Below are 12,990 nucleotides of genomic sequence, written 5' to 3'. Positions count from 1 at the left end.
GGCTCCGGCTCGTCATGAACGTTTCGGACATGCCTTCAGCGGGTCCCGGGATCGCCGGCGTAGCGCGCTGGAGGGGTTCCGACGACACTCGTGAAGACCCGGATGAGGTGGGATTGATCGCTGAAACCGAGTGTGACAGCGAGATCGGCCCAGTCGATGGCGGCATCGGCATCGGTCGCGCTGGCGTCATCACCCACGATGGCAGCTGCGACGTCGAGCAGCCGAAAGCGTTGGATGACCCACTTCGGTCCGATGCCGATGACCTCCGTGAATTGCCGCTGCAGGGTGCGCATGCTGACTCCGGCGACGTCTGCAAGCTCTTCGGCCCGGGTCAGCGACCGTGTCCGTTCCGCATAGCCGACGAGCTCGTCGAGACGCTCCGCCAGTGGATCCCGTCGGGCATCGCAACCGAGGAGCGCGTCCTCGAATACGGCGACCATGTCTGCGCTGTCCTCGGTCGCCGCGATGGCTGAAGCGACGGCCGCATCATCGAATCCCAGCACCTCGGAGGCCGGGACGACCCTTCCGGACAGAGAGCCAACGCCGGTGCAGGTGCCGGTGCCCGCTCGTGCACTCGCGAGCAGCATGGGTCTGAATCCACCTGCCCGGAACGCTGCTCCGATCGTGTGGCCGCGACCGACGAGCCGCCTGACGAACGGTTCCCTGTTCAGCCCGTGGACGAGCAGTCGCCCGGCCTCGGCGGCGATGTGGACACGAGGTTGCGGAACGACCTGTTGCTCGTAGGGTTCGCTGGTCTCCCAGCGCACGATCCAGAAGTAGTCGACGAAGTGGGCGAGCTCGGGTCGAGGCGCGACGCGTTCGACCCGGATGCGCCTGGACGACGCGACCGGGCGCACGATCGCCTCCGGATGACCGACCGGGGCTGCCTGATCGACCGGGGCTGCCCGACCGACCAGCGCAGCGGGCTCGTGCCCGTGGTGCGGTGCGATCGCTCCGGTGTGCGGTTTCCGATCCATGTGGTCGAGCGTAGCCATGTGGTGGTCGAGCGTGTCGCGTTTCTGCAAGACGGGACTGTGGGTCGGTTCCTATCGTTGAAGCATGACTGGGACAGAGAACGACACGACGCAGACGAACAGCACGGACAATCGCACCGCGAGCACCAGCAGCACCGCCGGATTCCCGAACGAGGCCACGAGTCGCTTCACGGTCGCGTCCTGGTCGGAGACGGCCTTCGTCGACATCGACGGTGTGGGAACGACGATGGGGGAGACGTACTACCCGAAACGCGGCTTGACACAAGCCGATGTCGCCTACCGATACACCGGAGGCATGGAGGGCACCGGGACCGTGAGATACCTGATCGGATACCAGAGCGGCGAAGCTCCCGTCCTCGGCTTCGAACGGTTCGAGGGCTCGATCGCAGGACAGGAGGGCTCCTGCGTCTTCCGGCACCTCGGGGTTCAGGACGCCGGAAGCGTGACCGCGACGATTGAGGTCGTCGAAGGTCTCGGGACCGGCGGGTTGGCAGGGCTGCGGGGTCGGGCCGAGCTTCGGATCGCCGGGGAGTCGAAGGACGGTTACGAACTCGTCCTCGACTACGCCCTGGGCTGAGCCGGCCGAGGCGGTGAGGCGGTGAGGCGCACGTCTGTGTGCGCCCACATCCGGTTCCGCCCTCGTCAGGTCTCCGAAGGAGAGCTAGCATGGGTCGCATCGGGCCGACCGATCTGGGGTCGACCATCGGAATCGTGTGCTCCACTGCGGGTGCGCGTCGCTGAGCGAAGGAGCTCGTGATGTCGAGAATCAGCCCGTTCCTCTGGTACGACGACCAAGCGGAGGAAGCGGCCAACTTCTACGTGTCGCTCTTCCCGAACTCCCGCATCACTGCCGTCTCCCGCTACGGCGAAGGATCGCCGATGCCGGCCGGTACCGCGATGGTCGTCGACTTCGTGATCGACGGGCTCGAAGTCCAAGCGCTCAACGCTGGGCCGGTGTTCCACTTCACAGAAGCCTTCTCCTTCTCCACGAAGGCCGACACACAGGAGGAGGTCGATCGCCTCTGGAACGCACTCATCGCGGATGGTGGCGAGCCGAGCCAGTGCGGGTGGTTGAAAGACAGGTGGGGGCTCTCCTGGCAGATCGTCCCCACGATCCTCCCGGAGCTCCTGCAGGACCCGGATCCCGCACGAGCCGGGCGCACGATGCAGGCGATGATGGGGATGGGCAAGCTCGTGATCGCCGAACTGCAAGCCGCAGCCGACGGAGCGTGAGCGACCTTCCTCCACAGGCGCTCGTTCGCCTGTGATGCTCCACAGGCGAGTGATCCGGAGGTGCGGGTCGGTGGCGCCTGCGAGACTGGTCCGATGACAGCAGTCGACACCCAGACGACCACTCGCGATGAAGCGCTCGAAGCGCTTCGGGCGCTCACCGGAGTGCCGACGGCAGAGTTCCACGACGGCCAATTGGAAGCGATCCTCGCGCTCGTCGATGACCGTCGTCGTGCGCTCGTCGTGCAGCGCACCGGGTGGGGCAAGTCGGCGGTGTACTTCATCGCGACGCTGCTGCTCCGGCGGCGTGGAGCGGGTCCAACGCTCCTCGTCTCGCCATTGCTGGCGCTCATGCGCGACCAGGTCTCCGCTGCGGCGCGTGCGGGTGTTCGAGCCGTCGCCATCAACTCTGCCAACCTCCACGAGTGGGACGATGTTCGTGCACAGCTCGCCGCGGACGAGGTCGACATCCTGCTCGTCTCTCCGGAACGACTGAACAACCCGCGCTTCCGAGACGAACAGCTCCCAGACCTCGTGGCCCGAACAGGTCTGCTCGTCGTCGACGAAGCACACTGCATCTCGGACTGGGGTCACGACTTCCGGCCGGACTACCGTCGCCTGGCCGAGCTCATCCGTCGGCTTCCATCGGGCATTCCCGTGCTCGCGACCACGGCTACGGCCAATGCCAGGGTCGTCACGGACGTCGCAGAGCAGCTGAGCGTAGCGGCGGATTCGGGAGCGACAGCCGCGACGGATGTCCTGACGATCCGTGGATCGCTCGCACGAGCATCACTCCGGCTCGGAGTCCTGCGGCTCCGGGATTCACGAGAACGTCTCACCTGGCTCCTGACGCACCTCACCGATCTCCGGGGGAGCGGCATCATCTACGCGCTCACGGTCTCCGCAGCGGAGGACACGGCTCGTCTCCTGCGCGACGCAGGGCACGAAGTCCGCTCGTACACGGGCCGCACGGACCCGGACGAGCGCGAGGAGTCGGAGCGACTCCTCAAGGAGAACAAGCTGAAAGCACTGGTCGCGACGAGCGCCCTTGGGATGGGGTTCGACAAGCCTGACCTCGGCTTCGTCGTGCACCTCGGTGCGCCGTCATCACCGGTCGCCTATTACCAGCAGGTCGGGCGCGCAGGTCGCGCCACCGACGACGCCGATGTGCTCCTGCTCCCCGGCTCGGAGGACGAGGACATCTGGCGCTACTTCGCAACAGCGTCCATGCCGGACGAAGCCAGAGCGGCCGCTGTGCTCGATGCGCTCGGCAGCCAACCGATGTCGACGCCGGCCCTCGAAGCCCGGGTCAATCTGCGTCGGACTCCTCTGGAACTGCTCCTCAAGGTGCTCGACGTCGATGGAGCGGTGCAGCGCGTCACGGGCGGGTGGGTCTCAACCGGGCAGCCGTGGCACTACGACCGTGAACGGTACGAGCGCATCGCTGAAGCACGGGTAGCCGAACAGCAGTCGATGATCGCGTACGAGCGCACCACGGACTGCAGGATGGCGATGCTGCAGCGTGACCTCGACGATGAGACGGCGACGCCGTGCGGCCGCTGCGACAACTGCACGACCGCCTGGTACCGCAGCGACCTGGACGAATCCGCCGCGGCCTCGGCCTCGAACGCACTCGGACGTGTCGGCGTCGAACTCGAACCGAGAGCCCAGTGGCCCACCGGTGCTGATCGCCTCGGCATGTCCGATGAGGGATCACCCGTGAAAGGGAAGATCGCGCTGAAGGACCGGGTCGAGTCCGGTCGTGCGCTCGCACGGCTCACCGATCTCGGTTGGGGTGGTGTTCTCCGAGAACTGTTCGCCGCAGGTGCACCCGATGCGCCCGCGAGTCAGGCAGTCCTCGATGCGTGTGTTCGAGTGCTGAAGGACTGGTCGTGGGACGAACGGCCGGCTGCAGTCGTGAGCATCCCGTCACGATCACATCCCGTGCTCGTCGACTCCGTCGCTCGAGGTATCTCCGAGCTCGGGCGGCTGCCCTTCCTCGGATCGCTCGATCTGCAGGGCGACGGTCCGCAGGGCGGGCCAGGCGGCAACAGCGCCTATCGTCTCTCGGGTGTGTGGAACGCGTTCTCGGTCGGGCCCGAACTCCGAGCCGCGCTCGAACCCTTCGCCGGGTGTCCCGTCCTGCTCGTAGACGACCGTTCGGACAGCAGATGGACGGTGACCGTCGCCGGTCGACTCCTCCGCCGGAGCGGAGTCGGTGCTGTGCTTCCGTTCGTGCTGGCGCTCGTCGCCTGAGCGGAGCACCAGCACGAGCGGGAGCGCAGGCACGAGCAGGAGCATATCCATGCCCAGGTGCTCCTACTCGGGAAGACTCGCCTGAGCGTAGTGACGACCGGCCCGCGGAATGAAGAGCGTGAACACGACACCGACGACGGCGGCGATCGCGCAGATGATGAACGTCAGCTGGAAGCCTGCTGCGCTCGGTGTCGTGACATCGCCGACCGTGACCAGATTCGCCGACAGGATCGCTCCCATCGCGGCACTCGCGATCGTGGAGCCGAGCGTCCGCATCACCGAGTTCAGGCCGTTCGACGCAGCTGTTTCACTCGCGGGAACCGCACCCATGATGAGCGTCGGCATCGCCGCATACGCGAATCCGACGCCGAAGCCGACGGCTGTCGCCGTGAGAACCGTGTGCCACACCTCGGTCATGAGGCCGATTGCGAGCATGTAGCCGACGGCGATGATGACGATGCCGAGGAGCAGGCTCAATCGCGCACCACGTTTCGCCGTCAGGCGTGCAGCGACCGGCGACATCGCCCACATGATCAGACCGCTCGGCATGAGGCAGAGGCTCGCCACGAGCATGCTCTGACCGAGCCCGACACCTGTTCCGGTCGGTGCTTCGATCAGCTGGGGAAGCGCCACCGTGCTGCCGAAGAACGCGAACCCGACGGTGATCGAAGCGAGGTTCGTGAGGAGCACGGTTCGTCTCGTCGCAACACGAAGATCGATGAGCGGACTCGCGGTTCGGAGCTCGAAGACACCCCAGACGATGAGCACGACGGCTCCACCGATCATGGTGCCGAGTGCGGCCGGGCTCGCCCAACCCCACTCGTTGCCCTTCGACACACCGAGCAGGATCCCAACGAGACCGATCGCCAGTCCGATCGCACCCACCCAGTCGAAGGTGCCTTCGGAACGGAGCGTGCTCACTGGAACGATCCGCCAGATGAGGAGGAATCCGATGAGGCCGAGCCCACCGGCGACCCAGAAGAGCACATGCCAGTCCAGGTACTGCGAGATGAGCGCAGAGACCGGAAGACCGATCGCGCCACCGACGCCGAGCGTCGCACTCACGAGCGCGACGGCACTGCCGAGCCGATCACGGTGGAGGACATCGCGGAGGATGCTGATGCCGAGTGGGATGACACCGATCGCAGCACCTTGCAGCGACCGAGCGATCACGAGCGGAATCAGGGTGGACGAGAACGCGGCGAGGACGGAACCGGCCATCAGGACGGCGAGCAGGATGAGGACCATGCGTCGTTTGCCGTAGAGGTCACCCAGCCGTCCACCGATCGGCGTCGCGACAGCCGCTGCGAGCAGCGTCGCCGTGACGACCCACATGGCGTCGGAACTCGGCACATCGAGCAGCTGGGGCAGTTCCGGGAGGAGCGGTGTCACGAGCGTCATCATGAACGCAGCGATGAGGCCGGTGAACGCGAGCGTGGCGACGACGGCTCGATCGTTCGTCGGTCGGCTGAGTCTCGCCCGTTCCGCCGCACTCAGCGTTGACGACTCCGCCGTTGCCGGATCTGCCGAAGCGACTGATTCCGCTGGTGCTGGTGATTCCTGTGATGCCTGTGGTGCTGGTGCTGTGGGAGCGTCCGGGGCGCCGCCAGAAGCGTCTCCGGGGTTCGTCGTGGGGGAGTGTTCGTCGTTCGATGCTGGGTGATCAGCTGGCACGGATCCTGTTTCTGTTGTGAGGCTGTGTTCTGTTGTGAGGCGGTAGAGCTTCCGACAGCCGACTCCAGGAGCAGAAACGACTCGTGCAGTGGGCCGATCGGGATGTTCTGTCCGAACGCTCCGACTGGGCCACTGCACGAGGAGTTCTGCACGAGCAATTCAGCACGAGCGGATGACCGCCGCGCCTGGTTCAGCCAACCGGGGAAGAGCCCACTGTATTCCCACCCGTGCCGTGTCCAGTACCCAGACCCGACCCGTGTCCCGATTCGCTCCCCGATCCGTATCCCGATCCGGTTCCCGCGCCACGGCCACTGACCGGTGCAGCGCTGAGAACGGCACCACGCCGCACACGGAGGAGCAGCACCTGCCGCTGAACGGCGATGACGATACCGAAGTAGAGCATGATGCTCGCGGTGCCGAAGCCGTCGATGACGAAGTGATCGATGAGGAGATGCTGTCCGATGCCGATGATCCAGAGGATCGCCGTCAGCCAGTTCCCCTTGCGGTAGAGGACGCCATCCTCGCCACGCCATGTAACTGTGGTGAAGGCCCTGGCTGCTGCGAGCCCCATACCGACCGCGATGCTGAGGAGAAGCAGGAGGACGTCGCTCACGTTCAACGTCACCCCTTGGACGAAGTTGGCCGTCTGCACGAGGCCGACGAGGATGAACACGACCCAGAGCACTGAACGGTCTTTCAGTGGCCTGACGCTCAACTGTTTGACCAGCAACCACCCGAGGATGACGACTGAGATGAGGAGTGTGATGATGCCTGAGGTGTCCATGACCGGTGTGGTCCTTTCGCGTACTGCTGATCGGGTGCTGCTGATCGTGCGCATCGTGTGTGCGCATCGATTCCTGCGGTTCGGCTCGGAGATCCGAGGTGTTTCCAGAGTCCTCCGCTGCGTCGCCAGTGCGAACCACCCGGGCGGTGGAGATCGGTGGAGATCCTCTGCCGTCCATCGACGTGGGGTGGAGAACTCGGTTGCCTCGGGTGGAGAACCGGGTGGAGAGCGGCCCCAGGGTGAGGTTCTGGCCGTCTCGAGCTCGTGGCTGCGAGAGAATCGAGAGCGGCGTCGTACAACCACCGCCACAGCGGCGACAGCCGCGACAGCCGCGACCAGAACCACCCACAACCGATCGGGAACAGGAGGTCCGAAAGCCGATGATCGACGCTCTCGACGTCCCGTATCGTTCGCTCACGACGCGAACGATCGGACTCGCCCTGCATCTGATCGGGCTCGGGTTCGTCGTGTGGTTCGCGATCACGACCCCGACCGGACCTCCGTACACGCTGCCGATCGTGCTCATCGGCGTCGTCTGCTGGCTCACCGCTGCCGTGCTCGGGTGGTTCGATCGTCCGGACCTCGACTGGATTCGCGTGGCCAGGATGGGCCTCTGGAGCGCTGTGCTCGTCGTCGGAGCGCTCGCGAGCGGTTCCGGAGCGGGCACCGCATATGCGCTCGTCGCGGGTGGATTGTTCGCTCTGTTCGCGTCGATCACCACGCCGTTGACGTGGACCGGAGCAGTCACGGTAGTTGCGGCGCTCGTCGCCTGGGGATCCATGGAGTTCGTGGAGAGCGGAGCGGCCGGCGAGATCTCGGCCGACGCGCCACAACTGCTCCTCTGGAGCGTCGTCGGCATCGGGAGCGGTCTGATCCGGCGCCAACGGGCCATTGAACAGCGAGCACACCGACGACGGTTGGCGGACGAGGCGACGAACACGGCACTCGTCGAGCGTGCACGGATCGCTCGTGACGTGCACGACGTCCTCGCGCATTCCCTCGGTGGCCTCGTCGTGCAGTTGGATGCGACGGAAGCGGTCCTGGAGAGTCGAGGCGTCGACGCTGATGTCGTGGCGCGGGTCGCTGCATCGCGAGCTCTCGCCGTGGAAGGGCTCGCGGAAGCGAAGCGAGCCGTCGATGCACTCCGCGGTGTCGCGCAGCCTCTCGGTCAGGGCGACATCGCCGGAGCTCTCGAGGACCTCGTTGCTGCTGCGCAGGCCATCGATGGAGCGCGGGTGCGATTCGTTCAGACCGGCCAGACACACACGGTCGATCCGACGGTCGCAAGGACCTTCGTCGGTATCGTTCGGGAAGCACTCACCAACGCACGCAAGCACGCTCCGGGATCGGACGTCGACGTCGAGCTGACCTGGACGGCGACGGGTGAACGCGTCCGCGTCACGAACGCGCTCCAGAGCGATGGTGATGACGATGCCGGCCATACAGCCCACGGCCTTGCGCGGTCGGGCGGCGGACACGGCCTGCTGGGGATGCGTGAACGTGCCGAGGGCGTCGATGCACGATTCTCCGCAGCCCGGCAGGGGGCATCATGGGTTGTCGAATGCGAGGTCAGTGATGTCTGATGGAGTGGTGAACGGACCTGCGGAACAAGCGCCCCGGGGCGGACGGACGATCAGGATCCTCGTCGCGGACGATCAGGCGACCGTTCGGGACGGCCTCGTGACGATCCTCGAACTGACGCCGGGCATCGACGTCGTCGGAGCAGCCGCGAACGGTGCAGAGGCTCTCTCGCTCGCGACGGCGACGCGTCCTGATGTGGTGCTCATGGATCTCGGGATGCCGGTCGTCGACGGGGTGGGCGCGACGACCGCGATCCTCGCTGCACTGCCTGCGACCCGCATCCTCGTCCTGACCACCTATGTCGACGACGTGTCGATCCGTCGTGCACTCGACGCCGGGGCTGCCGGGTACCTCACGAAGAGTGCGGGCCGTGCGGACATCGTCGCTGCCATCCGGTCGACGGCCCAGGGCCAGAACACCTTCGCTCCGGAGGTCACGAAACGGATGCTCGGTGGGCTGCATGGGACTTCGGGGGCTGAGCCGGGAAGTGGGATACCTTCACCTTCACCTTCACCTTCAACCTCTGGTTCAGGGTCGAATGGGATGCCTGACCAGGGAGCCGCGACTCACGGTGATGCTCAGCACGAGATCGAACGGCTCCTCACCGATCCTCGATTCGGGTCACTCACCGAGCAGGAACGACGGGTACTCGCACTCGTGCTCGATCGGCGTCGCAACCCGGAGATCGCGGCACAGCTCTACGTGAGCGTCTCCACCGTGAAGACGCACATCAACAACCTGTTCGCGAAACTCGGCGTCCGCAGTCGTGACGAGGCGATCGCTCTGGTCCGGTCCCACTGAGCCATCGGACCTCCTTCGGCGCGCCGGTGGCTCAGGCCTTGGGCAGCCTCGGTACGGCATCCACGAGCGCACTCGTGTACGCCTCGACGGGAGCATGGAGGATCTGCGCCGTCGTTCCGGACTCGACGACTCGACCAGCTCGTAAGACGACGGTCCGCTCGCACAGTGCGGCCACGGCGCTCAGGTCGTGCGACACCATCACGACGGCGAGATCGTTCCGCTCCCGGAGCTCGGCGAGCAGATCGATGACCTGGATACGCGTCGTCACGTCGAGAGCGCTCACGGGCTCGTCGGCGAGGAGGAGCCTGGGGCGACAGACGGTCGCCCTGGCGATGGCGATCCGTTGGCGTTGTCCACCGGAGAACTCATGGGGGTAGCGGTCGAGGACATCGGCTGCGAGACCAACGGAATCGAGCGCCTCAGCGGCTCGCACGCGTGCGGCCTCACCCCGCGCGAGTCCGAGGGACCGCAGCGGTTCGCTCACGATCCGAACGATGCGCTGCCGTGGATCGAGCGACGAGTACGGGTCCTGAAACACGGTCTGGACGGAGGCTCGGAAGCGTCGGAGCTGTGCACGATCGCGTCGTCGGAGCGGTTCGCCGTCGAAGTGGACCGAACCCGTCGTCGGATCGTCGAGACCGAGCAGGAGCCGGAGGAGTGTCGTCTTGCCTGCACCGGATTCACCGACGAGGCCGATGCCTGCTCCGGCCTCGACCGTGAGCGACACGTCGTCGAGGGCGAGCCCACCGTTGCGGTATCGATAGCCTGCACCTCGGAGTTCGAGGATGGACGCAGCGAGCGGACCCGCCGAGGCGGCGCCGACGCCTCCTGCAGCGCTCTGCCCAGCGTCGTGCCCAGCGTCGTGCCCAGTGTCGTGCCCAGCGTCGTGCACTGGGCGTTCCAACGGGGAGTTCATCGTTCCTCCTGAGCGGCGTCGAGGGCGTCGTCGAGGGCTCTGGCGCTCGCGACGAGGGCCACCGTGTACGGATCGCGAGGGTGTGCGAGCACATCCAGGACCGGACCGCGTTCGACAGCGACACCTGACCGCAGCACGATGACGTCGTCCACGAGGGAGGAGACGACCGCCAGATCATGGCTGATGAAGAGCAGGGCCATGCCTCGTTCGCGGACGAGCCTGTCGAGGAGCGCGAGGATCTCGGCTTGCACCGTCACATCGAGCGCGGTCGTCGGCTCGTCCGCGATGAGGAGCTGCGGACGGCTCGCGAGGGCGATGGCGATCGCGACCCGTTGACGTTGTCCACCGGAGATCTCGTGCGGATACGCCCTGACGATACGGCTGACGTCCGGGAGCGCCACCTCGGCGAGCGCTTCACGGACCGCCGTCTGCAGAGCGGCACCACGGAGTCCTCGATGGCGAGCAATGGGTTCGGCGACCTGCTTGCCGAGGCGCATGAGCGGATCGAGTGCGGTCAAGGGCTCCTGGAACACGATCGATGCGATCGGCCCTCGGAGCGGTTGCAGCGCTCGTTCCGTCGCTCCGATCACCTGTGTCCCGCCGAGCTGCACACTGCCTGAGGCCCGGAGCGCGTCCGGCAGGAGTCCCGTGACGGCGAGCGAGGTGAGGGACTTGCCGGAACCGGACTCACCGATGAGGCCGAGGCGTGCACCCGCCGCGATCGTGAAGCCCAGGTCGTCGACGAGCGGTCGATCCGGAGTGGCCCGCACCGTCAGCCCCGAGACGTCGAGGACAGGCGCCGAAACCACCTGCACAGCGTCACCTCCTACAGCGTCACCTGGCACAGCATCACCTCGCACAGCATCTCCGGTCATCGTGATCGCCTCCTCGTCGGATCGGCGAGGTCACGGAGACCGTCGGCGATGAAGTTGACGCCAACGACGAGGATCACGAGGGCGATGCCGGGAGCGATCGCTCCGATGGGCGCCGTGCTGACGGTGCCCTGTGCCTCCTGCAGGAGTCGACCCCAGGATGCGTTGGGTGGTGGAGCTCCGAGGCCCAGGTAGGAGAGGCTCGCTTCCGCGAGCACTGCGACGCCGAATTGCAGGGCGAGGTTGACGCTCAGCGTCGGCCAGATGTTCGGCAGCACGTGCTGCGTGACGATGCCGACCCATCCCGTTCCGGAGGTTCTCGCAGCCGTCACATACTGTTCGCTCAGGACTCGACGTCCGAGGATCCGGGTGAGTCGAGCGACGATCGCGGACATCGCGAGTCCGATGGCGAGGATCACTGCACCGAGCGATGCGCCTTGGGCGGCCACGATGAGCATCGCGAGGAGGAGGACCGGGAACGCGATGACGACGTCGAGCGCCGCAGAGATCGTGTCGTCGACCCACGACCGTGAGAACGCCGCGATGAGGCCGATCGTGACGCCGATGACGGCACCGACGGCGACGGCCCCGAGACCGACGGTGAGCGCGATCCTGGCGCCGATCATGAGTTGTGTCATGAGGTCACGGCCGAGTTTGTCGGTTCCGAGCCAGTGTGCTCCGCTCGGCCCTTCCAGACGTCCTCCGCTCGTGTCGGCGGGCGCGTACGGGAGCCAGAACAGCGAGATGACGGCGATCGCGACGATCACTCCGACGAGACAGAGGCCGATGATGAGCGTCGCCGACCGACGGCGTGAGCGTCTCCGAACCTGAGCCGCTGACGCCTTCGGGCCGCCGTGATCGGTCGACACCGGGCCCGTCGCAGCGCCGCCGGACGCGAGCTGTTCGACGGCGCTCATCGGTTGCCCGAGATGCTCACGCGGAGGCGTGGATCGATGAGACGTTGCGCGATGTCGGAGAGGAAACCGATCACGAGGACGACGAGTGTGCTGACGAACAGGATCCCCTGGATGTTCGGGTAGTCGTGTTGGGCGATCGCGGTGAGGAGCATGCTGCCGAGTCCTGGAAGTGTGAAGACGCTCTCGACGACGACGGCGCCGAGGAAGGTCGTGGCCAGTTCGATGCCGAGGATCGCGACCACGGGGACCGCACCGTTGCGGAGGCCGTGCCGCCACAGCGCTTCACCGAGACCGGAGCCCTGAGCGCGTGCGGACCGCAGGTAGTCTGCTCCCAGCACGTCGAGCGTCGCCGACCGGACGTATCTCGTGAGCGAAGCGCTCATGACGATCGCGACGGTGATGACGGGGAGCGCGAGCGAGGTGAGCGCATCGGCAGGGTTGGCCCAGTCATCGCGCGGGAACCCACCGGACGGGAAGATCCGGAGCGTGATGGCGAACACGGCGACGAGCAGGATTCCGACCCAGAACACGGGAACGGCGATGCCGAGCTGCGAGAAGCCGGAGAGGACGATGCCGTACCAGCGGTCGGCTCGGTACGCGGAGACGAATCCGGCGAACAGGGAGACGATGACGGCGATCACGAAGGCGATGAGGGTGAGCGGGACGGTGACGGCGAGGCGGGAGACGATCTCGGGTCCCACGGGCAGCCCCGAGACGAACGAGGTCCCGAGATCGAGGGTGATGAGGCTTCCGAACCATGTCGTGAACTGCTCGATGAGGGGCCGGTCGGAGCCCACCTGGCTCCGAGCGGCCTCGATCTGCTCAGGAGTGGCGTTCACCGACAGGAGCGCGTTCGACGGATCGCCGGGCAGGAGCCTGAGCAGCACGAACAGCACCACCATCGCGATCAGCAGGGAGACCACGAGGAAGGCGGAGCGCCGCAGGAGGTAGAGAGTCATTCGAA

Annotated in this window: 12 protein-coding genes; 5 read left to right on the top strand and 7 right to left on the bottom strand. The window is 66.3% G+C overall.

Annotated features, from left to right (window positions below; all coding sequences use genetic code 11):
- Positions 1 to 35 precede the first annotated feature (35 nt).
- Positions 36 to 1,025, bottom strand: coding sequence for a DUF6597 domain-containing transcriptional factor (locus ACQ3HB_RS15820; RefSeq protein ID WP_430921230.1), 990 nt, complete (start codon positions 1,023 to 1,025; stop codon positions 36 to 38).
- A 34-nt stretch (positions 1,026 to 1,059) separates the two neighbouring features.
- On the opposite strand from ACQ3HB_RS15820, the gene ACQ3HB_RS15815 reads away from it, so the two are divergent.
- The 3 genes from ACQ3HB_RS15815 to ACQ3HB_RS15805 all read left to right on the top strand — a co-directional run bounded on the left by ACQ3HB_RS15815 (position 1,060) and on the right by ACQ3HB_RS15805 (position 4,481).
- Positions 1,060 to 1,572, top strand: coding sequence for a DUF3224 domain-containing protein (locus ACQ3HB_RS15815; protein ID WP_430921229.1), 513 nt, complete (start codon positions 1,060 to 1,062; stop codon positions 1,570 to 1,572).
- Positions 1,573 to 1,751: 179 nt separating this feature from the next.
- Positions 1,752 to 2,228 (top strand): VOC family protein, encoded by a 477-nt coding sequence (locus ACQ3HB_RS15810; protein WP_430921228.1) that lies wholly within the window; start codon positions 1,752 to 1,754, stop codon positions 2,226 to 2,228.
- Between the two features lie 93 nt (positions 2,229 to 2,321).
- Positions 2,322 to 4,481 carry a RecQ family ATP-dependent DNA helicase gene (locus tag ACQ3HB_RS15805; protein ID WP_430921227.1) on the top strand — a complete coding sequence of 720 codons (2,160 nt, stop codon included), beginning with the start codon at positions 2,322 to 2,324 and terminating at the stop codon, positions 4,479 to 4,481.
- A gap of 63 nt (positions 4,482 to 4,544) precedes the next feature.
- Here ACQ3HB_RS15805 and ACQ3HB_RS15800 read toward each other — a convergent pair whose 3' ends face one another.
- Both ACQ3HB_RS15800 and ACQ3HB_RS15795 read right to left on the bottom strand, forming a co-directional pair.
- Positions 4,545 to 6,155 carry an MFS transporter gene (locus ACQ3HB_RS15800; RefSeq protein WP_430921226.1) on the bottom strand — a complete coding sequence of 537 codons (1,611 nt, stop codon included), beginning with the start codon at positions 6,153 to 6,155 and terminating at the stop codon, positions 4,545 to 4,547.
- A gap of 190 nt (positions 6,156 to 6,345) precedes the next feature.
- Positions 6,346 to 6,939, bottom strand: a complete 594-nt coding sequence (locus tag ACQ3HB_RS15795) for a hypothetical protein (protein WP_430921225.1) — start codon at positions 6,937 to 6,939, stop codon at positions 6,346 to 6,348.
- A gap of 380 nt (positions 6,940 to 7,319) precedes the next feature.
- Here ACQ3HB_RS15795 and ACQ3HB_RS15790 point away from each other — a divergent pair, with 380 nt between their 5' ends.
- Both ACQ3HB_RS15790 and ACQ3HB_RS15785 read left to right on the top strand, forming a co-directional pair.
- Positions 7,320 to 8,522 carry a sensor histidine kinase gene (locus ACQ3HB_RS15790; protein WP_430921224.1) on the top strand — a complete coding sequence of 401 codons (1,203 nt, stop codon included), beginning with the start codon at positions 7,320 to 7,322 and terminating at the stop codon, positions 8,520 to 8,522.
- Positions 8,523 to 8,529: 7 nt separating this feature from the next.
- Entirely contained in the window at positions 8,530 to 9,321 is a 792-nt protein-coding gene (locus ACQ3HB_RS15785; RefSeq protein ID WP_430921223.1) for a response regulator transcription factor, read from the top strand.
- Between the two features lie 31 nt (positions 9,322 to 9,352).
- Here ACQ3HB_RS15785 and ACQ3HB_RS15780 read toward each other — a convergent pair whose 3' ends face one another.
- The 4 genes from ACQ3HB_RS15780 to ACQ3HB_RS15765 all read right to left on the bottom strand — a co-directional run bounded on the left by ACQ3HB_RS15780 (position 9,353) and on the right by ACQ3HB_RS15765 (position 12,985).
- Positions 9,353 to 10,237: an ABC transporter ATP-binding protein gene (locus ACQ3HB_RS15780; protein WP_430921221.1), complete on the bottom strand. Its 885-nt coding sequence runs from the start codon at positions 10,235 to 10,237 to the stop codon at positions 9,353 to 9,355.
- Positions 10,234 to 11,046: an ATP-binding cassette domain-containing protein gene (locus tag ACQ3HB_RS15775; protein WP_430921219.1), complete on the bottom strand. Its 813-nt coding sequence runs from the start codon at positions 11,044 to 11,046 to the stop codon at positions 10,234 to 10,236. Before ACQ3HB_RS15775 ends, ACQ3HB_RS15780 begins: the two co-directional genes overlap by 4 nt.
- A 62-nt stretch (positions 11,047 to 11,108) precedes the next feature.
- The gene (locus tag ACQ3HB_RS15770) at positions 11,109 to 12,026 is read right to left on the bottom strand and encodes an ABC transporter permease (RefSeq protein WP_430921218.1); all 918 of its coding nucleotides are present in this window, start codon (positions 12,024 to 12,026) and stop codon (positions 11,109 to 11,111) included.
- Positions 12,023 to 12,985, bottom strand: coding sequence for an ABC transporter permease (locus ACQ3HB_RS15765; RefSeq protein ID WP_430921216.1), 963 nt, complete (start codon positions 12,983 to 12,985; stop codon positions 12,023 to 12,025). The genes ACQ3HB_RS15770 and ACQ3HB_RS15765 overlap by 4 nt, the downstream gene beginning before the upstream one ends.
- Positions 12,986 to 12,990: the final 5 nt, after the last annotated feature.

The sequence above is a fragment of the Plantibacter lichenum genome, assembly GCF_050587525.1.
Taxonomy (GTDB): Bacteria; Actinomycetota; Actinomycetes; order Actinomycetales; family Microbacteriaceae; genus Plantibacter.
This window is presented reverse-complemented; position numbering and strand designations above follow the sequence as displayed.